Below are 23,116 nucleotides of genomic sequence, written 5' to 3' on the forward strand. Positions count from 1 at the left end.
GCGGGCGGGCGGCGTCGCGCTTGGCGGCCTTGACCGAGCGGACGGACTGGACGGCGGCCTTGGCGGCGCCGGCGGCCCGGGCGGTGCGGGTCTCCTTGGGCGGCTTCGCCGTGGTGGGCTCGGTCGTCTTCTTCGTGGCCTTCTTCACGGTGTGCTGGGCGGCCTTGACCGCCTTGACCGCCTTGGCGGCCTTGACCGCCTTGGCGGCCTTGACCGCTTTGGTGGCCTTGGCGGCCTGCGCGGCGGTGGCGCCCTTGACGGCCTTGCCGAGGGACGCCTTGCCGAGGGACGCCTTGCCGAGCCCGGCCTTGCCGAGCCGTCCGCGCGGGCTCGTCGGCCGCGGCTGCCCGTCCGCTCCGGGAGCGCGGCCCTCCTGCGTTCCGTCCTCGCCCGCTGGTTGCACCACGGGAGACAGCGTAAGCGGAGCACGCCCGGAACGGGGTGGGATGCCCGGCGGAGTGACCATCGGCACGCCCGGGCCTCCGGAGAAGCCCTACAGGGTGAGCGCGGGGCGGCGGCGGTCGGCGGGGCTGTCCATGGCGTCCAGCTGGCGCAGGATGATGCCCTCGCGCAGCGCCCACGGACAGACGTCCAGCTCGTCCAGGCCGAACAGGTCCATCGCGGCGTCGGCGACCAGCGCCCCGGCCAGCAGCTGCTTGGCCCGGCCCTCGGAGACGCCGGGGATCTGCGCGCGCTCGGCGACGGTCATCCCGGACAGCCGCGGCAGCCAGGCGGACAGCCCGCTGCGGGTGAGCCGGCGGTCGGCGTACGGGCCGGCGTCGGCGGGGGCGGCGCCGGTCATCCGGGCCAGCTGCTTGAAGGTCTTGGAGGTGGCGACGGCGTGCCGCGGCGGCCCCAGCCGGGAGATCTCGCCGACCACGTGGGCGATCTCGGCCCGGACGTGCCGTCTCAGCTCGCGCAGTCCGTCCGGGTCGGCGACGTCGCCGGGCAGCCAGCGGGCGGTCAGCCGTCCGGCGCCCAGCGGCAGCGAGCAGGCGACGTCCGGCTGCTCGTCCAGGCCGCAGGCGATCTCCAGCGAGCCGCCGCCGATGTCCAGGTTGAGCAGTCGGCCGGAGGACCAGCCGAACCAGCGGCGGACGGCCAGGAAGGTGAGCCGGGCCTCGTCCTGCCCGGAGAGCACCCGCAGTTCGACCCCGGTCTCGTCGGTGACCCGGCGCAGCACCTGCTCGCCGTTGGCGGCCTCGCGCACGGCGGAGGTGGCGAACGGCAGGATGTCGACCACGCCCTTGTCCTCGGCGACCCGCAGCGAGGAGGCGACGTGCCCGATCAGCCGCTCGATGCCGGCCTCGCTGATCGCGCCGGACTCGTCCAGCAGCTCGGCCAGGCGCAGCTCGGCCTTGTGCGAGTAGGCCGGCAGGGGGGCGGCACCCGGATGGGCGTCCACCACGAGGAAGTGGACCGTGTTGGAACCTACGTCGAGCACACCGAGTCGCATAACTCTCCACGCTACGCGATGCGGACGTCGAGGAGATCGGTCGTGACGGTATTCGCCCTGGTCCGGGTCGGTCCCGACCGTTCGGTGACCGCTCTTCAGTGGCCGCGCTGTCCGGACCGGCGTTCGGTGCGGCAGTTGGCGTCCACCCAGCGGCGGGCCGGGCCCGGGGTGTCGGTGATCAGGCCGTCGGCGTCCCGGGCGGTCATCAGCTGCCAGGACTCCTCGCCGTCCAGCGTCCAGACGTAGACCTCGCGTCCGGCCTTGCGCTCGGCGGCGATCCGGGCCGCGCTGGCCAGGCCGGCGTCCAGGGCGATCCCGTTCAGCTTCAGGTCGCCCGGGTCCTCGGCGATCCCGCCGCTCTGGATCAGCACCACGGGCAGGGCGGGCGCCACCGCGTGGGCCCGGCGCAGGTGGTCGACCGAGAAGGAGTAGAGGATGACGTGCGCCTTGCTGCCGGCCGCGATCCGGGCGATCCGGGCGACGTCCTCGGCGCGCTGCCACTTGATCTCCATCAGCAGGGTGGCGCTGCTGCCGGAGAGCCGCTGGAGCAGCTCCTCCAGGGTCGGGACGGGCTGGGCCGGGCCGGGGCCGACGGTCACCCGCAGCGCGGCGACCTGGGCGGCGGTCAGGTCGGCGACGGCGCCCTTGCCGTTGGTGGTGCGGTCCACGGTGGGGTCGTGCATCAGCACCGGGACGCCGTCCCGGGTGGTCTGGACGTCGGTCTCCAGCCAGTCGGCGCCCTGGTCGAGCGCGGTCTCGAAGGAGGCCATGGTGTTCTCGGGCGCGTTGAACGGCGCACCCCGGTGGCCGATCACCACCGGGGAGCCGCACACCGGCGTCGCGGCGGCCGAACGGGCCTGCAGCGCGGGGCCGCCGCCCGCGGCGCAGCCGGCGGCCAGGGTCGCGAGCGCGGCGAGGACGGCCGTCCGGGCGGTGCGGGGCGGGGCGGCGGTCACAGGGGCTCCAAGAGGCTGCTCGGGTCGCGCAGGTCGTTCGGGTCGCTCGGGTCCTGGGTTCGACTGGTTCGCGGTCATCTGATCGTTCTGACAACTCCGTGACGGTGTCCGGTTCCCGGGAGCGCCGTCTGAGGTCGGATCAGAGCAGACCGTCCCACAACTGTTCCACGATGACGGCCCACCAGTTCTCCGGATCGCCGTAGACCGCACCGTCCAGCTCCGCCAGGCCCCGCTGCAGGGCGTCCACCGCCGCGCCCGCGGCCGCCGGGTCCAGCCCGCGCAGTGCGGGCCACCAGCCGGCGAACAGCTCCAGGCAGCGGACGAAGGCCCGCAGGTCGGCGTTGCAGTGGCGGGCCGTCGCGTAGTCGGGGTCGACCGCCCGGACGGCGCCCGATCCGGCGTCCAGGGTGATCAGCGCCCAGCCGTCCGTGCCCAGCACCAGTTGCCCGGCGAGCGCCAGCCGCTCCCGCTCGGCCGCCCGGGTGCCGCGGCCGAGCCCGGCGAGGTGCGGGGCGAGCGGCGGCAGGACGGTGCCCGGGCGGGAGCCGTCGGCGATCGCCTCCACCCCGGGGTGGTGCAGCGCGAAGAACCCGTCCACCGCCTTCGGCACCCCCGCGGCCAGCAGCAGCGCGGCCGCGTCCCCGGGCAGCTCCGCACGCGTCACGTCCGCCCGATCGAAGCGCTGCACGCCCGCCGGGCCGAAGCGCCGGGTCAGCCGCTCCGCCAGCACCGCGTCCGGCTCCCCCGGCGACGGCGGCACCGCGCGCGGGAACGGCACCCGGTTGCGGCCCGGGCCCTCCGGCGGGGCGGGCAACTCCCGTACGGCGGCGGCCCGGTGGTCGAAGCGCGGCCCGTACGGCAGCTCGAAGTCCAGCCGGGCGTGCGGCAGTTCGGCCGCCAGCGCGTAGGACCAGTAGCCGCCGGGCAGCGCGCTCAGCCGCAGGTCGGTCCGCACCGCCAGCACGTCCTCGGCCGGGATGCCCTGCTCCCGCAGCCACCACCAGCCGCGCAGCGCCGGGTGCGGCAGACCGGGGGCCGAACGCAGCGCCAGCGCGTGGGTCCCGCCGGCGCCGTCCCGGTACGTCAGCTCGGCCCGGGCGCCCCGGCCGGTGGCCGGCGGTCTGGTCGGGTCGTAGCCGCCCGCGCCGACGAAGTCCCGGTAGAGCCCGACCACTTCCTCGACCGGCACCGACGGCCACACCGTGAACCGCCCGCTCTCCCGGTCCACCACGGCACACGCGGCCCCCACCTCCACGGGCGCCCGCCGCTCGCCGCTGCGCGGATCCACCTCCACCCGCGGCGGCTCCGCCCACACCACCCACCCGAGCTCGAACTCGTGCGCGCACACCCGCCGCACCGCCCCGGCTCCCTGCGGCAGATCCCCGTTGATCCACCGATGCCCCGCCTCGACCGCCTGCGCCCGCGAGATCACCCGTCCACCCCCGTCCTCGATTCGGACCTCACTATCATCCAACCCCCGCCGGCTACCAGCGGAGTCCGCCGGGGGAGGACACTGGTACCGGTCCCGTCCGACGAGAACCTCCGGAGGAATGGTGAGCGCAGCACCCATGCACGGCCACCACGACGACCGTCAGCCCATTGCCCGCACCCAGGACGCCGTCGCCGCCGCCCTCCCGCCGGCACAGCGGATGGAGTTCTACCGGGAGATGGGCGAAGCCGACGACGAGACGATCGGCGGCGTCCTGCGCCGCTGGTGGCTGCGTGCCAATCTCTACCGCGACCCGGAGGGTGACCGCATTCATGCCGCCATCCAGGACGGCACCGCCCCCGGCGTCCCGGCGTCCACGGTGCTGCGCCGGCTCGGGGCACAGTGAGCGACCACCTCCAGATCCCTGACGAGGACAACCCGATCACCCTCTCCCCAGCCGTGGAGGAACTCCTCGGGGACCCTGGCACGGCACCCGACGTGTTCTCCGCCGTCGTCGCGTTCCTCGTCGACCTCCGCGAGAACGCCCACCCCCGCCTGAGCACGCCGGTACCAGGCCGACCCGGCATGCACTCAGCGCCGCTGCGCCGCGATCTCGGCCTGGTGGAATACGCAGTGCACGAGGGGCAGGAGCCGCTGCGGATCTACGTCTCCCGCATCCTTCGAGTGGATTGATCGAAGCGCCTTGGCGGGGTCGGTTCCCCGCAGTCACCCGACCGCGGCCAGGTCGAGGGGCCGGCCCTCCGGGGTCAGGGCGATGGCCCAGAGGCCCTGGGTGGCGGGGTGGAGCGGGGCGGGGCTCCGGCGGGCGAGTTGGTGGTCGAGGTAGGTGACGGTGTCCTGGTGGTTGACGGCGTTCCAGGCGTGGGGGCGCCCGTAGGCGTCGAGGGTGAGCAGGACGGCCTGGGCGCCGTGGCCCGCGCGGCGGAGTTCGTCGGCGAGGCGGGTGAAGGCCTGGCCGCCGTCGCCGAGGTCGCGGAAGGGGGCGCCGAGTTCGCGCTCGGCGCGGTCGCGGCCGCCGCGTTCGCCGGCGTCGCCCTCGGTGGGGATGCGCGGGGCCGCGCAGGTGGGGCGGCCGGTGTAGGTGTCGACGGCGGAGAGGGCGATCTCCAGGCTGTTGTTGGCCCGTCCGGGTTCGCCGTGGCCGCCCGCGTTGACCACCTCGAACCAGCCGCCGACGGCCGGGTCGGGGTGGCGGACGGGCAGGCCGTCCTCGTCGCGCGGCACCCGGCGTTCGAGTTCGGCCTGGTGCTCGGGGTCGACCGGGCCGAGTCCGCCGGGCAGGCCGTACGGGCGGCTGTCCGCGATGGTGCGCAGCCGGAGTTCCGGGTCGTCGGTGAGCGGGCCGCGCCGGGCCCGCAGGGCGAGTTGGAGGGCCATGGCGTGGGCGGTGGCGACCGGGACGGCGCCCCAGGCGAGGGTCGGGTCGGCGAGGGCCGCGGCGGTGTCCCGGCGGCGGCCGTCGGCGTGCTGCGGCTCGGGCCGGCCGATGACCGGGGTGGTGCCGACGATCGGCGGTTCGGCCGGGGCGGGCGGCGGGGCGGCCGGGCCGGGGGCGGTGCCCGGGTGCGGGGCGGTGCCCACCGGGGTGCGGGGCGCGCCCGGCCGGGGCTCGGCACCGGGCTGGGGTCCGCCGGCCACGGGGGCGCCGACGGCCGGGGCGCCGGCTCCGGGCCCGCCCGTCCCGGTGACGCTGCCCACGACGCCGCCGGGCACGCCCGTCCCGATGCCGCTGCCGAAGGGCGCGGCCACGTGTGCCGCCCCCGGCCCGGCCGACACGCCGCCGGCCGCGAGCGGGCCGGGTCCGACCGGGCCGACGGTGCCGATCCCGGGGTAGCCGCCGGAGTAGGCCGGTGTCCCGAACTGCCCGGGCACGCCGACCACTCCGACCGGCCGGACGACCGACGGCGCTTCCGGGGCCGAGCCGTACGCCGGGCCGGCCGCCTGGCCGTACCCGGAGCCGTACGCGGGACCGCCGGTGGACGGCGGGGCGGCGGGCGCGGGCGGGGCGCTCACCGAGTCGGTCCGTACGGTCACCGGCGCGCTGCTGCCGCCGCCACCACCGTGGGTGGGCGCCTGGAGCGGGTAGTCCCCGTCCGACCAACTCGCCGCCACCGGTCCGCCGCCCTGGTGCGCCGCCGCGGCCCGCACCGACGGCCCGTCGTCCCGCCCGGGCGGCGACCAGTCGGCGGCGGCCGCCACCGCCCGGTGCGAGCCGCCGTACGGGGGGCCCGACGCCGGCGGGGCGGCGACCACCGGATCGGCCGCCGGGGCCGCGGACGGCACCGCGGAGGGATCCACGACGGCAGTGGCGGAACCCACGGGGACGACGGCGGAATCCACGGTGGGGAGCGCGGCCGGGACCACGGCGGGAGCGGCCGTCGGGTCCACCGTCGGCACCACGGACGACGCCGGCACCGTGCCCGGCGCCTTCGGATCGCCCTTGGCATCGCGGGGGTCGGTGAGGTCGGCGAGCGGCAGCCCGTGCAGTTCCTTGCCCTGCCGGTCGGTGAGCACCGGCTGCCCGTGCTCGTCCAGCCGGACGCCCAGGTCGGCCACCCCGACCACCGGCTTGCCGTCCGACCCGGTGACCACGAGCAGCCCGGCGGCATCGGCCACCGGGGTGCCGTCGGAGCGCAGGATGACCGGCTTGCCGTCCGGGCCGAGGACGGGCTGCCCGTGGTCGTCGAGCTTGACGCTGAGGCCGGGCACCCCGACCAGCGGCTTGCCGTCCCGCCCGGAGAGCACGACCAGTCCGGTGCCGTCCTTCCCGAGCACCCCGGGCTCGCCGAGGGCGGTGGGCAGTCCGGCGGCGAGCGGGTCGAAGCCGCCCCTGGTGCGGTAGGAGGCGGCGGTGACGCCCGTCCCGGACGCGGTGCCGAGCCGCAGCAGGGCCACGGCGGCCGGCTCCTTGAGCGCGGTGGCCAGGGCGTCCTTCATGCCGCGGCCGAGTTCGGCGAGCAGCCCGGCGATCTTCAGCGCGGCGGTCTCCACCGCGACGGCCTCGACGCCCGCGGCGACCTGGGTCGTGGCCGCGTTCTTCACACCGTCCGCGAGGCCGGCGACGGACTTCTCCAGCCCGCCGAAGACCCCGGTCTGCCCGGTCTGCCCAGCCTGCCCGGTCTGCCCGGTGCTCGTGGCGACCACGGCCGCCGTCTGCTGGACCTTGGCGGCCTGCTCCTGGGCCTGCTCGAGCTCGGCGGCCAGGTTCTGCAGGGTGGCGATGATCTCGGCCTTGCCGCCGTCCACGGCCTGCGCGGCGGCGTCGAAGGCGGTGGCGACCAGCCCGACCGCGGTGTGCGCGTCCACCAGGTGGCCCTTGCCGCCGTCGCTGTACGTCCGCCAGTACGCGGTGAAGGCGTCGACGGCGTGGCCGGAGTTGTCGGCGGCCACCCGTTGGACGGACTCCCCGCCGCGGCGGGTGATCCGGTCGGCCTCGGCGGCGAACTCCCGCCAGTGCGCGGCCGCCTTGCGCAGGGCCTCCTCGTCGGCCTGCGGCCACGGGTGGCCGGTCCTGGCCAGGAGCGGGACCAGTTCCTCGGGCAGTTTCCGGGACACGCGCTTCTCCCCCTTCGAGCCGGGCCGTTCAGACCGACATGTCCTGGGGGACGGCGGGTGCCGCCCCCGGGGTTGCCCCGGATCCCGAATACACCGCCGGCCGGGCGACGGGCCCGGCCGGGCCGGCCGAGGGGTCCGGCTGCCCTCCGAAGCCGTCCGCGGTCGAGGTGTCGGTGTCCGTGGTCCGTTCCGCCATCGCGTGCAGCCCGGCGCCGACCTGCCCGACCTGACCGGCCAGCGCCCGCAGCCCGCCGAGGAGCTCGCCGTGCGCCGGGCCGTACACGGCGGCGAAGGCGCTGCCCGGCTGGTCGGTGCCCCAGGGCGTGCCGAGCGCGGCCAGGCCCTTGTCCAGGGTGCCCACGGCCTTGCCCAGTTCGCGCCCGAGCTTCTCGAACTCCCGCCCCTCACCGTGCAGTTCCCACGGCTTGAGGACGAACCCGCCGCTGCCGCCGTCGGACGTCCCGGTGCTGCCGCCTGCCATCCCCGTACCTCCCCGTAGCGACTGGCCGCCCATCCTAGGCACCCGCCCGCCCCCGCCCGTACCGCCCGCCGGACCTCTTCACCCCGCCTTCACCACGCCCCGGGTGCGACCACCCGCCCGTACGCCCCCGCGAAGCTCTACCCTTGCCGGGTGGCACCAGCAGAAACGTCCAAGAAGAAGGCCAAGGCGAAGCCCGAGGCCTCCCCCGCCCCCGTCGACCTCGCGATGCCGACCCTGCGCCGCGAGATCCCGCGCGACGAGGTCCCGCTCGACTTCCCGCGCGCCTGGGTCGAGTTCGCCGACCCCGCCGACGACGAGCAGGTCTTCCGCTGCGACCTCACCTGGCTGACCTCCCGCTGGTCCTGCGTCTTCGGCCAGGGCTGCCACGGCATCCGCGAGGGCCGCGGCGAGTCGGACGGCTGCTGCACGCTCGGCGCCCACTACTCGGACGAGGACGACGAGAAGCGCGTCCTGGAGCACGCGGCGCGGCTGACGCCCGAGCTGTGGCAGAACTTCGCCGAGGGCACCGACGCCAAGGGCCGGATCAGGGCCGACGGCGGCATCACCATGCTGGACGAGGACGGCGACCGCCAGACCCGCCGGGTCAACGGCGCCTGCATCTTCGTGAACAGCCCCGGCTTCGCCGGCGGCGCCGGCTGCGCCCTGCACGCGCTCGCCCTCAAGGAGGGCCGGGAACCGCTGGAGACCAAGCCGGACGTCTGCTGGCAGCTGCCGATCCGCCGCACCTACGACTGGATCGACCGCCCCGACGACACCCGCTACCTGCAGGTCTCGATCGGCGAGTACGACCGCCGCGGCTGGGGCCCGGGCGGCCACGACCTGCACTGGTGGTGCACCGGCGCCCCGGCGGCGCACCAGGGCGCGGAGCCGGTGTACGTCAGCTACCGCCCCGAGCTCACCGAGCTGATGGGGAAGGAGGCGTACGACGTGCTGGCCCGGCTGTGCGAGCAGCGGATCGCCACCAAGGGCGACCGCAAGGTGGCCCCGCACCCGGCGGACCCGGCCAGGAAGCCCAAGGCCGGGTGACCTACTTGTCGATGTCGCCGACCACGAAGAACATCGACCCGAGGATCGCCACCATGTCCGCCACCAGCGTCCCCGGCAGCAGCTCGGTCAGCGCCTGGATGTTGTTGAAGGACGCCGAGCGCAGCTTGAGCCGCCACGGCGTCTTGTCGCCGCGCGAGACCAGGTAGTAGCCGTTGATCCCGAGCGGGTTCTCGGTCCACGCGTAGGTGCTGCCCTCGGGCGCCTTGAGCACCTTGGGCAGCCGCTGGTTGACCGGGCCGGGCGGCAGGGTGGCGAGCTTGTCGAGGCAGGCGTCGGCGAGGTCCAGCGAGTTGAGGGTCTGCTCCAGCAGGCACTCGAAGCGGGCCAGGCAGTCGCCCTCCTCGCGGGTGACCACGGTGAGCACCTGCCGCAGCTCCTCGGAGCCGTACGCGAGGTAGGGCTCGTCGCGGCGCAGGTCGAGGTCGAGGCCGCTGGCCCGGGCGATCGGGCCGCTGACCCCGTACGCCTCGGCCTGGGCCCGGGTGAGGACGCCGACGCCGGCGGTGCGGGCGCGGAAGATGTCGTTGCCGAGGACGAGGTCCTCGAAGACCGGCATCTCCGACCGGACCTTGGCGACGGCGGCGCGGACCCGGCCGAGCCAGCCGGCCGGAAGGTCCTCCTTGAGGCCGCCGACCCGGTTGAACATGTAGTGCATCCGGCCGCCGGAGGCCTCCTCCAGCACGTGCTGGAGCTCCTCGCGGCCGTGGAAGGCGTGGAAGATCGGGGTGATCCCACCCAGCTCCAGCGGGTAGGAGCCGAGGAACATCAGGTGGTTGAGCACCCGGTTGAGCTCGGCGAGCAGGGTGCGCACCCACACCGCCCGCTCCGGGACCTCCATGCCGAGCATCCGCTCGACGCCGAGCACCACGCCGAGTTCGTTGGAGAAGGCGGAGAGCCAGTCGTGCCGGTTGGCCAGCATGATGATCTGCCGGTAGTCGCGGGCCTCGAACAGCTTCTCCGCGCCCCGGTGCATGTAGCCGATCACCGGCTCGGCGGTGACGATCCGCTCGCCGTCGAGCAGCAGCCGCAGCCGCAGCACGCCGTGCGTGGCCGGGTGCTGCGGGCCGATGTTGAGCACCATGTCGGTGGTGCCCGCCTCGCCGGTGAAGTTCTCGGCTCCCGCCCCGATGCCGACCGTGGTCTCCCTCATGACCCCAGAGTCTGCCATCCCGGCAGCAGCTCCAAGCTCGCCGGTACCGGCATGTGGACGGCCTGCAGGACCCACCCGAAGCTGCCCAGTCCGGCCGGGTCGGTGAGCTCGCCCCCCTCCCCCGCGCCGCTCAGCGCCCGCAGGTACGCCGCCGGGTCGGTGGAGGCGAGCGCCAGCGACGGGCGCGCGCCGCTCACCCCGAGCGCGTGCAGGGCCTCGCGCTGGGTCGTCCACAGGCTGTGGAGACCGGGCACCGCGATCGCGTCCAGCGCGACGTGCACGGTGACGTCGCAGGAGCCGTCCGGCACCGGGGGTACCTCCCGGCCGTCCCGGAAGCCCGCGTGGGTGCCGAACAGCGGTCGCCGCTGCGCCGTGTGCCCGTAGTCGACGGCGACGGCCAGACCGCGCTCCAGCCCGGCCACGGCCCGCGCCCAGGCGGCGTCCCGGGGCGCGCCGAACTCCACGAAGTCCCCGGGGTGCTCGACCGGCCACCAGCGCTCGGCCCAGGCCGCGTCCGCCGCCGAGACCGGCTCGCCGAACCGCTCGTGGCCGGTCGCGGTGTCCACCTCGACGTAGCGCAGCACCCCGTCCCCGTCCACCTCCCCGGCGTCCAGCGGCACGTTGTCCAGCCACTCGTTGGCGAACAGCAGCCCGGTCAGGCCGCGCGGCAACTCGTCCGTCCACAGGACTGCGGACGGCAGTCCGGCCGGACGCTCCGCGATCTCCACGCCGTACGGGCGCAGCCGCGCCAGCACCTCGCCGGGCAGTTCGGCCAGCACCCCGGTCAGCAGTTCCCCGCGCCCGGCCCCGACGTCGACCAGGGCCAGCTCCTCCGGACGGCCGAGGGCCTCGTCAACCTCCAGCAGCAGCCGGGCCACCGCACGGGCGAACCGGGGCGAGGCGTGCACCGAGGTGCGGAAGTGCCCGGCCGGGCCCTCCGGCCTGCGGTAGAAGCCGCCCTCCGGGTCGTACAGGGCCCGTTCCATGGCAGGCGCCCACCGCATCCAAGTCATGGGGCGGGACGCTACCGGGCCCCCGGGGCCCCCTCCCAACCGGAGCGGCGACGTCTCCGACCTACGGAGTAGGGCGGATCGCCCTACCGGCGGACCTGGGCACCTCGCGCGACTGCCTAGGCTGGAGACGTGCATCGACTCAACGCCTGGCTCCGCCGTCACCCCATGGTGGTCGACGCCGCCTGGGCGTCGATCGTGCTCTTCCTCGGCCTGCTGCCGAACAACGAGTTCGACACCGGCTGGCGCCTCAACGCCGAGCTCCTGGTCGCGGTGCTGCTGCCGCTGCTGATGGTCTTCCGCCGGCGCTTCCCCGACGTGACGGTCGCCGCCGCCACCGGCGTCGCCCTCGCCCAGGTGGTCGCCGACGTCGAACCGGGCGCCTCGGCCATCGCCTACCTGGTCTTCGCCTACACCGGTGCCGCCTTCGGTCAGAAGTGGACCTCCCGGCTGGCCCTGGCCGCCGGGCTGGCCGCCGGGCCGCTGACGTTCTGGCAGATGAACCCGCTGAAGACGACGGTGCAGGGCGGCGAGGCGCACTCCCGCCCGTACAACCTCGGCGAAGCAGTGCTGATCATGGTGCTGATGAGCACCCCGTTCATCCTCTGCTGGGCCTGGGGCCGGCTGACCCGGGTGCGCCGCGCCTACCTGACCGAGCTGGAGGACCGCGCGGCCCGGCTGGAACGCGAGCGGGACGCCCAGGCCAAGGTGGCGGTCGCGGCCGAACGGGCCCGGATCGCCCGCGAGCTGCACGACGTGGTCGCGCACAACGTCTCGGTGATGATCGTCCAGGCCGACGGCGCCGCCTACGTGCTCGACAACTCCCCGCAGCAGGCGAAGGAGGCGCTCGGCACGATCGCCTCCACCGGACGGCAGGCCCTGGTCGAGATGCGCCGCCTGCTGGGCGTGCTGCGCACCGCCGACACCGCCGAGGAGTACGTCCCGCAGCCGGGCGTCGAAGAGCTGCCGGACCTCCTGGAGCAGGTCCGCACCGCCGGGCTGCAGGTGGACTACGCGACCTCCGGGCACCCGCGCGAGCTGCCGCGCGGCGTCGAGCTGACGGTCTACCGGATCGTCCAGGAGGCGCTGACCAACGTCCGCAAGCACGGCGGCCCCGACGCGCACGCCCGGGTCGCGGTCGACTTCGGCGAACGCGAGCTGGCCGTCCTGGTGGAGGACGACGGCCGCGGCAGCACCGACGAGCAACTGGCCACCGGCGGCGCGGACGGTCTGGGCCACGGCCTGATCGGCATGCGCGAGCGGGTCGGCATGGTCAGCGGCAGCCTCGACGTGGGCCCCCGCCCCGGCGGCGGCTTCCGGATCCGCGCCGTCCTCCCGCTCAAGGCGGCGCACTAACCCCCCTCTTAGGAGCCCCCCTTGACCATCCGCGTGATGCTCGTCGACGACCAGGAGCTGCTGCGCACCGGCTTCCGGATGATCCTCCAGTCGCAGGGCGACATCGAGATCGTCGCCGAGGCGGGCGACGGCGCGCAGGCCCTGGACCTGCTGCGGCACACGCCGGTGGACGTGATCCTGATGGACGTCCGGATGCCGCGCCTGGACGGGGTGCAGGCGACCCGCCGGATCTGCCTGGCCGGGGACGGCAGCCCGCTGCCGAACGCCCCGCACGTGCTCATCCTCACCACCTTCGACCTGGACGAGTACGCCTTCGCCGCGCTCAAGGCCGGGGCCAGCGGCTTCCTGCTCAAGGACGTCCCGCCGACCGAGCTGGTGGCCGCGATCCGCGCGGTGCACGGCGGGGACGCGGTGGTCGCCCCGACCACCACCCGCCGGATGATCGACCGCTTCGCCGAGGTGCTGCCCACCCCGCAGAGCGCGCCCGGCTCGGACGTCCTCGGCCCGCTGACCGAGCGCGAGCGGGAGGTGTTCCTGCTGGTCGCCCAGGGGCTGTCGAACGGTGAGATCGCGGCCCGGCTGGTGCTCTCCGAGGCCACCGTGAAGACCCACGTCGGCCGGATCCTGGCCAAGCTGGGGCTGCGCGACCGGGTCCAGGCCGTGGTGCTGGCGTACGAGGCCGGCCTGATCCGGGCCGGGGCGGCGGACTGACACTTCCGTACACTGGGGCGGTACGTCCGGTACCCGCAGGTGGACCGGAACGGTCATTCAGGACAAGGGTGGACATGGGTTCGTCCGACTTCGCCGGCTTCGGTGAGTTCGCCCCGCTCGGCGACCAGGCCTTCGCTGATCCCAGCGACCCCGGCAACCGCCCGGCCCGGCTCGCCGTCGGCGTGGTCGGCACCGGCCGGGTCGGCCCGGCGCTGGGCGCCGCGCTGCAGCTCGCCGGGCACACAGTGGTCGCCGCCTCCGGGGTGTCCGCCGCCTCCCGGCGCCGCGCCGACGCGCTGCTGCCGGGCGTGCGGATCGTCACCCCGCCGCAGGTCATGGCCGCCGCCGACCTGGTCCTGCTGACCGTCCCGGACGACGCGCTGGCCGACCTGGTGTCCGGCCTGGCCGCCACCGGCGCCGTCCGCCCCGGCCAGTTGCTGGTGCACACCTCCGGCGCCCACGGTGTCGGCATCATGGAGCCCGCCACCCGGGCCGGGGCGCTGCCGCTGGCCCTGCACCCGGCGATGACCTTCACCGGCACCTCCGTCGACCTCGCCCGGCTGGCCGGCTGCCCGTTCGGCGTGACCGCCCCCGAGGAGCTGCGGCCGGTCGCCGAGGCGCTGGTGGTGGAGATGGGCGGGGAGCCCGAGTGGGTGCCCGAGGAGGTCCGCCCGCTCTACCACACCGCCCTCGCCCACGGCGCGAACCACCTGGTCACCCTGGTCGCCCAGGCGATGGAGCTGCTGCGCACGGCCGGCGTCGCCGAGCCCGGCCGGATGCTCGGCCCGCTGCTCGGCGCCGCCCTGGACAACAGCCTGCGCTCCGGCGACGCGGCCCTCACCGGCCCGGTCGCCCGGGGCGACGCGGGCACCGTACGGCGCCACCTGGCGCAGCTCAGTACGGTGTCCCCGGACGTCCCGGCGGCCTACCGCGCGATGGCCCGCGCCACCGCGCAGCGGGCGGTGGCGAACGGGACCCTGTCGACCGACTCGGCGGCCGCTGTGCTGGACGCTCTCGACCTCAACGAGGAGAAGCGCTAGACGTGACTCCTCCCCGGCCTGGACCGGGGCTTCTTTACTCGGTCGCCGAAGCGACCTCATGACGGACAAGCCCTGCCCGGTGCGTCACCGCACGGGACGGAGCGCAACAAGGCGGCGGCACGTTCGCGCAGCCGAATGATCGAAGGAGCGCAGGAATGGCGGGCAAGGCCCAGCGAAGCAAGCCCCAGCGGACGCCGAAGGTCCACCGGGCCGTCGTCACCCACACCGTGGACGACTTCGAGGCCGCGTTCTGGCCGGACGAGAGCCCGGTGGACAACGCCGTGGTGATGACCATGGGCGCGCTGCACGAGGGCCACGCCGCACTGATCCGGGCCGCCCGCAAGCAGGTCGGCCGGGAGGGCCGGGTCGCGGTGACGGTCTTCGTCAACCCGCTGCAGTTCGGTCCGTCCGAGGACCTGGAGCGCTATCCGCGCACCCTCGACGACGATGTGAAGCTGGCCGAGGAGAACGGCGCCGACGTGGTCTTCGCGCCGTCCGTCGACGAGGTCTACCCGAACGGCGAGCCGCAGGTGCGCCTGGCGGCCGGCCCGATGGGCGACCGTTTCGAGGGCGCCACCCGGCCGGGCCACTTCGACGGCGTGCTGACCGTCGTCGCCAAGCTGCTGCACATCACCGACCCGGACTTCGCCTTCTTCGGCGAGAAGGACGCCCAGCAGCTGGCGGTCATCCAGCGGATGGTCGCCGACCTGGACTTCGACGTCGAGGTCGTCGGCGTGCCGACCGTCCGCGAGGAGGACGGCCTGGCGCTGTCCTCGCGCAACCGCTACCTCTCCGAGGAGGAGCGCAGCCACGCCCTCGCCCTGTCCAGGGCCCTGTTCGCCGGCCGGGACGTCGCCGCCCAGGGCCCGAAGGCCGTGCGCGAGGCCGCCTCGGCCGTCCTGGACGGCGCCGAGGGTGTCACCCTTGACTACCTCGCCCTGATCGACCCGCACGCCTTCACCGAGGCGGCGGACGACTTCCAGGGCGAGGCGGTGCTGGCCGTCGCCGCGAAGGTGGGCTCGACCCGCCTGATCGACAACGTCCGCATCATCGTCCGCTAGTCAGTACTCCCCCAGGCATGCACTCACAGGAGGCGTGACCCGCAATGCTCCGCACCATGCTCAAGTCCAAGATCCACCGGGCCACCGTGACCCAGGCCGACCTGCACTACGTCGGCTCCGTCACGGTGGACGAGGACCTGCTCGACGCCGCCGACCTGCTCCCCGGCGAGCTGGTCCACATCGTCGACATCAACAACGGCGCCCGGCTGGAGACCTACACCATCGCCGGCCCGCGCGGCACCGGCGTGATCGGCATCAACGGCGCCGCCGCCCGCCTGGTCCACCCCGGCGACCTGGTCATACTCATCGCCTACGGGCAGATGGACACGGCCGAGGCCAAGGGCTACGAGCCGAAGATCGTCTTCGTGGACGAGCACAACCGGATCACCGGCCTCGGCGGGGACCCGGCCGAGGCCCAGGAGGGCACCGGACTGCTCCGTGGTGACCAGGCGTACCGTGGCGGAGACGGCGCGGCCACCGCGGCCACGCGCTGAAGGAGCCACTGAGCCATGTCCGTGACGCATCGCCTCACCGCCCCGACCCCCGGTTGGACCGCCACCACCGACGTGGTCGTGGTCGGCTCCGGGGTGGCCGGTCTCACCGTCGCCCTCAACGTCCGCAAGGCCGGCCTGCGGGCCATGGTGGTCACCAAGGCGGTGCTGGACGAGGGCTCGACCCGCTGGGCCCAGGGCGGCATCGCGGCCGCCCTGGGCGAGGGGGACACCCCCGAGCAGCACCTGGACGACACCCTGGTGGCCGGCGCCGGGCTCTGTGACGAGGAGGCCGTCCGCACCCTGGTCACCGAGGGCCCGGACGCCGTCCGCCGGCTGATCGCCACCGGCGCCCTGTTCGACCGGGGCGAGGACGGCGAGATCCTGCTGACCCGCGAGGGCGGGCACCACCGCCGCCGGATCGCGCACGCGGGCGGGGACGCGACCGGCGCCGAGATATCGCGCGCACTGGTCGCCGCCGTCCACGCCGACCCTGGCATCGAGCTGATCGAGCACGCGCTCGTCCTCGACCTGCTGACCGACGCCGAGGGCCACGCCGCCGGGCTGACCCTGCACGTGATGGGCGAGGGCCAGCGCGACGGCGTCGGCGCCGTCCGGGCCCGCGCGGTGGTGCTCGCCACCGGCGGCATGGGCCAGGTGTTCTCCGCCACCACCAACCCGGCGGTCTCCACCGGCGACGGCGTGGCGCTGGCGCTGCGGGCCGGCGCCGCCGTCACCGACCTGGAGTTCGTCCAGTTCCACCCCACCGTCCTCTGGCTCGGCCCGGAGGCCGAGGGCCAGCAGCCACTGGTCTCCGAGGCGGTGCGCGGCGAGGGCGCCCACCTGGTGGACGCGGACGGCGTCCGCTTCATGGTGGGGCAGCACGAGCTGGCCGAGCTGGCCCCGCGCGACATCGTCGCCAAGGCGATCACCCGGCGGATGCAGGAGCAGGGCGCCCCGCACATGTTCCTGGACGGCCGGCACTTCGGCGCCGAGATGTGGGAGCAGCGCTTCCCCACCATCCTCGCCTCCTGCCGCGCGCACGGCATCGACCCGGTCACCGCGCCGATCCCGGTCGCCCCGGCCGCGCACTACGCCTCCGGCGGCGTCCGCACCGACCCGCGGGGCCGCACCAGCGTCCCGGGCCTGTACGCCTGCGGCGAGGTCGCCTGCACCGGGGTGCACGGCGCCAACCGGCTGGCCTCGAACTCGCTGCTGGAGGGCCTGGTCTTCGCCGAGCGGATCGCCGCCGACCTGGCCGGCCGGCACGCGGCCGGCGAGCTGCCCGAGCGCACGGTCGACGTCGCCGCCGCCCGGACCGCGCGGCCGGTGCCGCTGCCGCCGTCCGAGGCGCGGGCCGAGATCCAGCGGCTGATGTCGCGCGGCACGGGCGTGCTGCGCTCGGCCGCCTCGATGGCCGACACCGCGGCCGGGCTCGCCCTGATCGCCGAGCAGGCCCACTCGCACGTGGCCGAGGAGAAGCCGGCCGACCCCCGGGTGGAGACCTGGGAGGCCGCCAACCTGCTGCTGGTCGCCACCGCCCTGGTCGCGGCCGCCGCGCAGCGCGAGGAGACCCGCGGCTGCCACTGGCGCGAGGACTTCCCCGAGCGCGACGACGCCCACTGGCGGCGCCACCTGATCACCACCCTCGCCGCCTCCGGCGACCCCGTCAGCACCCCTGAGGAGCAGTAGAACCATGACCCACTCCCACGAGGAACTCCCCCTGGCCGACCAGGGCGGCTGCGGCGACGGCTGCGCCTGCGGGGACGGCGAGGGCTACGAGACCGGTCTGGACCCGCAGCTGGCCGAGCTGCTGGAGCAGGCCGGGCTGGACCCGATCGAGGTCGAGGACATCGCCACCCTGGCGCTGGCCGAGGACCTGGCCGGCGGCGAGGACGTCACCTCGGTGGCCACCGTGCCCGCCGACGCCGTCGCGACCGCCGACTTCACCGCCCGTCAGGCCGGTGTGGTCGCCGGTCTGCGGATCGCCGAGGCCGTCGTCTCGCTGGTGTGCGAGGAGGAGTTCGAGGTCGAGCGGCACGTCGAGGACGGCGACCTGGTCGAGGCCGGCCAGGTGCTGCTCTCGGTCCGCTCCCGTACCCGCGACCTGCTGACCGCCGAGCGCAGCGCGCTCAACCTGCTCTGCCACCTGTCCGGCATCGCCACCGCGACCCGGGCCTGGGCGGACGCCCTGGAGGGCACCGGCGCGGTCGTCCGGGACACCCGCAAGACCACCCCGGGCCTGCGCGCGCTGGAGAAGTTCGCGGTGCGCTGCGGCGGCGGCGTCAACCACCGGATGGCGCTGTCCGACGCGGCCCTGGTGAAGGACAACCACGTGGTCGCGGCCGGCGGCGTGGCCGAGGCCTTCCGGGCCGTCCGGGCCGCGTACCCGGAGCTGCCGGTCGAGGTCGAGGTGGACGCCCTGGAGCAGATCCCGCCGGTGCTGGACGCCGGGGCGGACCTGATCCTGCTGGACAACTTCACGGTCGAGCAGCTGAAGGAGGCCGTCGCGCTGGTGGCCGGCCGGGCGAAGCTGGAGGCCTCCGGCGGACTGACCCTGGCCAGCGCGCGCGAGGTCGCCCAGACTGGTGTCGACTACCTGGCCGTGGGCGCGCTGACCCACTCCTCGCCGATCCTGGACATCGGCCTGGACCTGCGCGCCTGACCGTCAGGTCGAGAGCAGTCCCTGCCCCGTCCCGACTCGCAGAAAGCGTCCCCGTGCTCCTCACCATCGACGTCGGCAACACCCAGACCACGCTCGGCCTGTTCGACGGCGAGGAAGTGGTGGAACACTGGCGGATCTCCACCGATCCGCGCCGCACGGCCGATGAACTGGCGGTGCTGCTGCAGGGGTTGATGGGCAACCACACCGCGGTCCGGGAGGCCGCGGTGGAGGGGCTGGCGATCTGCTCGTCCGTTCCCGCCGTGCTCCACGAGCTCCGCGAGGTGACCCGCCGCTACTACGGCGACGTCCCCGCGGTGATCGTGGAGCCCGGCGTGAAGACCGGGGTGCACGTCCTGATGGACAACCCCAAGGAGGTCGGCGCGGACCGGATCGTCAACGCGCTGGCCGCCAATCACCTGTACGGCGGCCCGTGCATCGTGGTCGACTTCGGCACCGCGACCACCTTCGACGCCGTCAACGCCCGCGGCGACTACGTCGGCGGGGCGATCGCTCCCGGCATCGAGATCTCGGTGGAGGCGCTCGGCGTCCGCGGCGCCCAGCTGCGCAAGATCGAGCTGGCCCGTCCGCGCAACGTGATCGGCAAGAACACCGTCGAGGGCATGCAGTCCGGCATCCTCTACGGCTTCGCCGGGCAGGTCGACGGCCTGGTCGAGCGGATGGCCCGGGAGCTGGCCAAGGACCCGGACGACGTCCAGGTGATCGCCACCGGCGGCCTCGCCCCCCTGGTCCTCGGCGAGGCCGGCACCATCGACGTCCACGAGCCCTGGCTGACCCTGATCGGCCTGCGCCTGGTGTACGAGCGCAACCGGCCGAGCTGACCGGCCGGGCCGGACAGGCCCTGGTTCCGTCGGGCCGATCGTGCGGAATTCCGCGCGACGTTACCGACAAATCGGATATTCGTCACGTAGTGTCAGCCCATGCCTACGCCACACGGATCGCGCGGCGGCATGGCCTTCAGCGCCGATGAAGTCCGCGTGCTGCGCCGAGCCCTCGCCCAAGCCCTGCACCCCGCTGTCCCCGTCCACCTCCAGGGGCCCGACCGGACGGCGTTCGCCGGGCCGGGCGCCGAACTGTGGGCGGAGGACGTCCAGGACGCCCTGCGTCTGACCGAGGCGATCGACGAGGCCGTCCAGGAGGGCGGCCGGCTGCGCGCCTTCCTGCTCGCCGACCTCGGCCGCTACCGCTCCGCCCTGCCCGGCAGCGCCGCCGGCTACCTGGAGCGCCTGGAGGAGGCCGTGACCGGCGGCTACCTGCCCGGGCCCGAGGACCTCACCGCGCTGCGCGGGCTGACCCGCCAGCCCTGCGGCCACGGCGAACGGGCCCGCCGCTCCCGGCTGGCCGGGCGCTGCCACGCGCTGGCCGAGGCGGCCGTGCGCGAACGGCTCGCCCTCACCGCCGGGCACCCGCGCCACCTGGTCGCCGTACCGAACCCCGCCGCACCCCCGAGCAGTCACCCCACCCCTGTAGGAGGACGGACCACGATGAGCAGCACCGACTCCCGGGACTCCCGCCCGGAGCAGCCCGCCGCCGCGCCGACCCCGCCCCGCCCGCACCGGATGCCCACCCCGGCCGAGATCTTCGGCCGCCGCCCCAAGCCGCCGGCCCACCCGGCCGACCCCGCCGAACCGGCCGACGAGGCCCCGGACGAGGTCGAACTGCGCACCGGCACCGGCTGACCCGCCGCCCGCCCCCGGAGGGGAGGCCGTCGATCCGACGGCCTCCCCTCACGCGTCATCCGGTCGCGGAGCACGCCGTACGGCTGGCTACCCTTGTGGGGTGAGCGATCAGAGCCTTATTCCCGCGACCGACGACCTTCCCGAGCAGATGCGCGTCCGGCGCGAGAAGCTGGACCGGCTCCGGGCGGCCGGTGTCGACCCGTACCCGGTCGGCTTCCCCCGCACCAGCACCATCGCCGACCTGCGCGCCAAGCACCCGGACCTCGAGCCCGACACCGCGACCGGTGAGCGGGCCGGCATCACCGGCCGGGTGATCCTCTCCCGCACCGGCGGCAAGCTGTGCTTCGCCACCCTGCGTGACGGCACCGGCGACCTCCAGGTGATGCTCTCCCTGGACAAGCTGGGCGCCGAGCGGCTGGCGGCCTGGAAGTCCGACATCGACCTCGGTGACCAGGTCGGCGTCGAGGGTGAGGTGATCACCTCCAAGCGCGGCGAGCTGTCGGTGATGGTGGACCGCTGGGAGCTCACCGCCAAGTGCCTGCGCCCGCTGCCGGACAAGCACAAGGGCCTGACCGACCCGGAGGCCCGGGTCCGCCAGCGGTACCTCGACCTGATCGTGAACCCCGAGGCCCGCGAGATCCTGCACCTGCGCAGCAAGGTCGTCCGCTCGATCCGCCGCACCTACGAGGACCGCGGCTACATCGAGGTCGAGACCCCGATGCTGCAGCCGGTGCACGGCGGCGCCAACGCCCGCCCGTTCAAGACGCACATCAACGCGTACGACATCGACCTGTACATGCGCATCGCGCCCGAGCTGTACCTCAAGCGGCTGGTGGTCGGCGGCGCCGAGAAGGTCTTCGAGATCAACCGCAACTTCCGCAACGAGGGCGCGGACGCCACCCACAACCCCGAGTTCACCTCGCTGGAGTCGTACGAGGCCTACGGCGACTACGACACCCAGGCCGAGCTGATCCGCGAGACGATCGTCAACGCCGCCCGGGACGCCCTGGGCACCACGGTGATCAAGGGCGTGGACGCGCACGGCGTGGAGCACGAGATCGACCTGGCCGAGCCGTGGGAGGAGGTCAGCGTCTACCCGGGCATCTCCGCCCGCCTGGGCGTCGAGGTCACCCCGGAGACCTCGGTCGAGGAGCTGCGGAAGCTGGCCACCGAGCACGGCATCCCGTACGAGAAGAACTGGGGCCACGGCCAGATCGTGCTGGAGATGGTCGAGCGCCTGCTGGAGGAGAACGCCGTCCGGCCGACCTTCATCAAGGACTACCCGACCGAGGTCTCCCCGCTGACCCGCCAGCACCGCTCGGTTCCGGGCGTGGCCGAGAAGTGGGACCTGGTGATCTTCGGCACCGAGATCGGCACCGCCTACTCCGAGCTGATCGACCCGGTCGAGCAGCGCGCCCGCTTCACCGCCCAGTCCCTGCTGGCCGCGGGCGGCGACGTCGAGGCGATGCAGCTGGACGAGGACTTCCTGCGCGCCCTGGAGTACGCGATGCCCCCGACCGGTGGCCTCGGCCTCGGCGTGGACCGCCTGATCATGCTGCTGACCGGCAAGAACATCCGGGAGACCGTGCTCTTCCCGCTGGTGAAGCCGGAGCCGAAGGCTTCCGCCGCGACGGCGGAGAAGACCGAGGAGGAGTGATCTGATGGACTACGTCAGCGCGATCGTGCCGCCACTGGTCATGGCGATCGGCTTCGGATTCCTGGTGCGGGCCATCATCCGCAGCCAGGGCGGGGCCCAGAAGGCCAAGGAAGACGTCGACTGATCGACTGACGCCGTCAGCCGCTCCCGAACGACCCGTGCGCCGCCATTCCCGATTCCCGGGGGTGGCGGCGCGCCGGTTTGGCGCACTTCACAAGATTTGCCCCATTCACTCCCTATCCTGGCGGCACTATGGTCCGGCAACTCGGCGAACTTGAGAACGCCATCATGACCCGGGTGTGGCGGTGGAACCGACCGGTGACGGTTCGCGAGGTTCTCCTGGATCTGCAGTCGGAACGCGAAATCGCGTACACCACCGTGATGACCGTCCTGGACAAGCTGCACAGAAAGGGCTGGTTGCGCCGCGAGCGGGCCGGCCGGGCCTATCGATATGAACCGGTCTCCTCGCGCGAGGCGTACACGGCGGCCCTGATGAACGACGCCTGGGCCACCAGTGACAATCCCGCGGCGGCCCTGGTGCACTTCTTCGGCCTGATGTCCCCGGAGCAACGCGAGGCCCTCCGGGACGCGTTGCGGGTGGCGGCGTTGTTCCCGTCCGATCCGGCGGCGGATCCGACCGACGCGGATTCCGCCGGGGACGGCCCCGATAGCGGCGGCTCCGATACCGGCGGAGCGGATACCGGGGAGACCGCGCCTGGTCCGACGCGATAACGTCCCGCCATGGAGGTCACCATCCGCCGCGCGCGGACCACGGACGTACGGGCCGTACGCGGGCTCATCGACGCCTACTCGCGCGACGGCATTCTGCTCGACAAGCCCACGGTCACACTGTTCGAATCCGTCCAGGAGTTCTGGGTCGCGGAACGCGACGACAACGGCGCGGTGGTGGCCTGCGGCGCCCTGCACGTGATGTGGGAGGACCTCGCCGAGGTCCGCACGCTCGCGGTCGATCCGTCCTGCCGGGGCTTCGGGATCGGGCACCTGCTGTTGGAGAAGCTGGTGCAGACGGCCCGCTGGCTGGGCGTCCGTCGGATTTTCTGCCTGACGTTCGAGGTGCCGTTCTTCGCGAAACACGGTTTCGTCGAGATCGGGGAGGTTCAGGAAGCCGATGATGGTACGACAGACCCGGCGGCGATCGCTACGGATGTCTATGAAGAACTCCTCCGCTCGTACGATGAAGGTGTCGCCGAGTTCCTTGACCTCGAGCGGGTGAAGCCCAACACACTGGGCAACTCGCGCATGCTGCTGCACCTCTGAGCGGCTCCGAGCCGGTCAAGGGTTTGTGTTTTCC

Annotated in this window: 22 protein-coding genes; 15 read left to right on the forward strand and 7 right to left on the reverse strand. The window is 74.2% G+C overall.

The window, feature by feature from the left end:
- Positions 1-493: 493 nt before the first annotated feature.
- From ACWCYO_RS22455 to ACWCYO_RS22465, 3 genes are all read right to left on the reverse strand, one after another.
- Positions 494-1,456, reverse strand: coding sequence for a Ppx/GppA phosphatase family protein (locus ACWCYO_RS22455; protein WP_270146258.1), 963 nt, complete (start codon positions 1,454-1,456; stop codon positions 494-496).
- Positions 1,457-1,551: 95 nt separating this feature from the next.
- Complete coding sequence (locus ACWCYO_RS22460) at positions 1,552-2,412, reverse strand: glycerophosphodiester phosphodiesterase (RefSeq protein ID WP_449785194.1); 861 nt, start codon at positions 2,410-2,412, stop codon at positions 1,552-1,554.
- A gap of 139 nt (positions 2,413-2,551) precedes the next feature.
- A complete protein-coding gene (locus tag ACWCYO_RS22465; RefSeq protein WP_270146255.1) occupies positions 2,552-3,844 on the reverse strand; it encodes an SUKH-4 family immunity protein in 1,293 nt (430 codons plus the stop codon).
- Positions 3,845-3,962: 118 nt separating this feature from the next.
- On the opposite strand from ACWCYO_RS22465, the gene ACWCYO_RS22470 reads away from it, so the two are divergent.
- Both ACWCYO_RS22470 and ACWCYO_RS22475 read left to right on the forward strand, forming a co-directional pair.
- Positions 3,963-4,247, forward strand: a complete 285-nt coding sequence (locus tag ACWCYO_RS22470; protein WP_449785195.1) for a hypothetical protein — start codon at positions 3,963-3,965, stop codon at positions 4,245-4,247.
- A complete protein-coding gene (locus ACWCYO_RS22475) occupies positions 4,244-4,534 on the forward strand; it encodes a hypothetical protein (RefSeq protein ID WP_270146251.1) in 291 nt (96 codons plus the stop codon). Before ACWCYO_RS22470 ends, ACWCYO_RS22475 begins: the two co-directional genes overlap by 4 nt.
- Before the next feature lie 33 nt (positions 4,535-4,567).
- On the opposite strand, the gene ACWCYO_RS22480 is transcribed toward ACWCYO_RS22475, so the two are convergent.
- Positions 4,568-7,417, reverse strand: a complete 2,850-nt coding sequence (locus tag ACWCYO_RS22480; RefSeq protein ID WP_449785196.1) for a toxin glutamine deamidase domain-containing protein — start codon at positions 7,415-7,417, stop codon at positions 4,568-4,570.
- 28 nt (positions 7,418-7,445) lie between these two features.
- A complete protein-coding gene (locus ACWCYO_RS22485; protein WP_270146248.1) occupies positions 7,446-7,898 on the reverse strand; it encodes a hypothetical protein in 453 nt (150 codons plus the stop codon).
- 150 nt (positions 7,899-8,048) lie between these two features.
- On the opposite strand from ACWCYO_RS22485, the gene ACWCYO_RS22490 reads away from it, so the two are divergent.
- On the forward strand, positions 8,049-8,945 hold the full coding sequence (locus ACWCYO_RS22490) for a hypothetical protein (RefSeq protein WP_405000694.1): 897 nt from the start codon (positions 8,049-8,051) through the stop codon (positions 8,943-8,945).
- Position 8,946: 1 nt separating this feature from the next.
- Here ACWCYO_RS22490 and ACWCYO_RS22495 read toward each other — a convergent pair whose 3' ends face one another.
- Both ACWCYO_RS22495 and ACWCYO_RS22500 read right to left on the reverse strand, forming a co-directional pair.
- Entirely contained in the window at positions 8,947-10,116 is a 1,170-nt protein-coding gene (locus tag ACWCYO_RS22495) for an NADH-quinone oxidoreductase subunit D (protein ID WP_270146246.1), read from the reverse strand.
- The gene (locus ACWCYO_RS22500) at positions 10,113-11,129 is read right to left on the reverse strand and encodes an SAM-dependent methyltransferase (protein ID WP_449785197.1); all 1,017 of its coding nucleotides are present in this window, start codon (positions 11,127-11,129) and stop codon (positions 10,113-10,115) included. The genes ACWCYO_RS22495 and ACWCYO_RS22500 overlap by 4 nt, the downstream gene beginning before the upstream one ends.
- Before the next feature lie 129 nt (positions 11,130-11,258).
- On the opposite strand from ACWCYO_RS22500, the gene ACWCYO_RS22505 reads away from it, so the two are divergent.
- From ACWCYO_RS22505 to ACWCYO_RS22560, 12 genes are all read left to right on the forward strand, one after another.
- Positions 11,259-12,482 (forward strand): sensor histidine kinase, encoded by a 1,224-nt coding sequence (locus ACWCYO_RS22505; RefSeq protein WP_270146242.1) that lies wholly within the window; start codon positions 11,259-11,261, stop codon positions 12,480-12,482.
- A gap of 21 nt (positions 12,483-12,503) precedes the next feature.
- A complete protein-coding gene (locus tag ACWCYO_RS22510; RefSeq protein WP_270146240.1) occupies positions 12,504-13,193 on the forward strand; it encodes a response regulator in 690 nt (229 codons plus the stop codon).
- A 74-nt stretch (positions 13,194-13,267) separates the two neighbouring features.
- A complete protein-coding gene (locus tag ACWCYO_RS22515) occupies positions 13,268-14,233 on the forward strand; it encodes a Rossmann-like and DUF2520 domain-containing protein (RefSeq protein WP_449785198.1) in 966 nt (321 codons plus the stop codon).
- 155 nt (positions 14,234-14,388) lie between these two features.
- Positions 14,389-15,294 carry a pantoate--beta-alanine ligase gene (panC, locus tag ACWCYO_RS22520; RefSeq protein ID WP_270146236.1) on the forward strand — a complete coding sequence of 302 codons (906 nt, stop codon included), beginning with the start codon at positions 14,389-14,391 and terminating at the stop codon, positions 15,292-15,294.
- Between the two features lie 44 nt (positions 15,295-15,338).
- Entirely contained in the window at positions 15,339-15,788 is a 450-nt protein-coding gene (gene panD, locus ACWCYO_RS22525; RefSeq protein ID WP_270146235.1) for an aspartate 1-decarboxylase, read from the forward strand.
- 15 nt (positions 15,789-15,803) lie between these two features.
- On the forward strand, positions 15,804-17,477 hold the full coding sequence (locus ACWCYO_RS22530) for an L-aspartate oxidase (protein WP_270146233.1): 1,674 nt from the start codon (positions 15,804-15,806) through the stop codon (positions 17,475-17,477).
- Positions 17,478-17,481: 4 nt separating this feature from the next.
- Entirely contained in the window at positions 17,482-18,450 is a 969-nt protein-coding gene (gene nadC / locus ACWCYO_RS22535; protein WP_270146231.1) for a carboxylating nicotinate-nucleotide diphosphorylase, read from the forward strand.
- A gap of 53 nt (positions 18,451-18,503) precedes the next feature.
- A complete protein-coding gene (locus ACWCYO_RS22540) occupies positions 18,504-19,289 on the forward strand; it encodes a type III pantothenate kinase (RefSeq protein WP_270146229.1) in 786 nt (261 codons plus the stop codon).
- 99 nt (positions 19,290-19,388) lie between these two features.
- Positions 19,389-20,147: a hypothetical protein gene (locus ACWCYO_RS22545; protein ID WP_270146227.1), complete on the forward strand. Its 759-nt coding sequence runs from the start codon at positions 19,389-19,391 to the stop codon at positions 20,145-20,147.
- A 100-nt stretch (positions 20,148-20,247) separates the two neighbouring features.
- Positions 20,248-21,804, forward strand: a complete 1,557-nt coding sequence (gene lysX, locus ACWCYO_RS22550; protein WP_405000693.1) for a bifunctional lysylphosphatidylglycerol synthetase/lysine--tRNA ligase LysX — start codon at positions 20,248-20,250, stop codon at positions 21,802-21,804.
- Between the two features lie 252 nt (positions 21,805-22,056).
- Positions 22,057-22,536, forward strand: coding sequence for a BlaI/MecI/CopY family transcriptional regulator (locus ACWCYO_RS22555; RefSeq protein WP_449785199.1), 480 nt, complete (start codon positions 22,057-22,059; stop codon positions 22,534-22,536).
- A gap of 9 nt (positions 22,537-22,545) precedes the next feature.
- Complete coding sequence (locus ACWCYO_RS22560) at positions 22,546-23,082, forward strand: amino-acid N-acetyltransferase (RefSeq protein ID WP_270146223.1); 537 nt, start codon at positions 22,546-22,548, stop codon at positions 23,080-23,082.
- Positions 23,083-23,116 lie beyond the last annotated feature (34 nt).

Source organism: Kitasatospora sp. NPDC001683, from assembly GCF_053596495.1.

Coding starts and splice junctions, on each gene's coding strand:
- ACWCYO_RS22455 (WP_270146258.1), bottom strand. CDS start 1,456: ATGCGACTCGGTGTGCTCGACGTAGGTTCCAACACGGTCCACTTCCTC.
- ACWCYO_RS22470 (WP_449785195.1), top strand. CDS start 3,963: ATGGTGAGCGCAGCACCCATGCACGGCCACCACGACGACCGTCAGCCC.
- ACWCYO_RS22485 (WP_270146248.1), bottom strand. CDS start 7,898: ATGGCAGGCGGCAGCACCGGGACGTCCGACGGCGGCAGCGGCGGGTTC.
- ACWCYO_RS22495 (WP_270146246.1), bottom strand. CDS start 10,116: ATGAGGGAGACCACGGTCGGCATCGGGGCGGGAGCCGAGAACTTCACC.
- ACWCYO_RS22500 (WP_449785197.1), bottom strand. CDS start 11,129: ATGACTTGGATGCGGTGGGCGCCTGCCATGGAACGGGCCCTGTACGAC.
- ACWCYO_RS22515 (WP_449785198.1), top strand. CDS start 13,268: ATGGGTTCGTCCGACTTCGCCGGCTTCGGTGAGTTCGCCCCGCTCGGC.
- panC (WP_270146236.1), top strand. CDS start 14,389: ATGGCGGGCAAGGCCCAGCGAAGCAAGCCCCAGCGGACGCCGAAGGTC.
- panD (WP_270146235.1), top strand. CDS start 15,339: ATGCTCCGCACCATGCTCAAGTCCAAGATCCACCGGGCCACCGTGACC.
- ACWCYO_RS22530 (WP_270146233.1), top strand. CDS start 15,804: ATGTCCGTGACGCATCGCCTCACCGCCCCGACCCCCGGTTGGACCGCC.
- nadC (WP_270146231.1), top strand. CDS start 17,482: ATGACCCACTCCCACGAGGAACTCCCCCTGGCCGACCAGGGCGGCTGC.
- ACWCYO_RS22545 (WP_270146227.1), top strand. CDS start 19,389: ATGCCTACGCCACACGGATCGCGCGGCGGCATGGCCTTCAGCGCCGAT.
- ACWCYO_RS22555 (WP_449785199.1), top strand. CDS start 22,057: ATGGTCCGGCAACTCGGCGAACTTGAGAACGCCATCATGACCCGGGTG.
- ACWCYO_RS22560 (WP_270146223.1), top strand. CDS start 22,546: ATGGAGGTCACCATCCGCCGCGCGCGGACCACGGACGTACGGGCCGTA.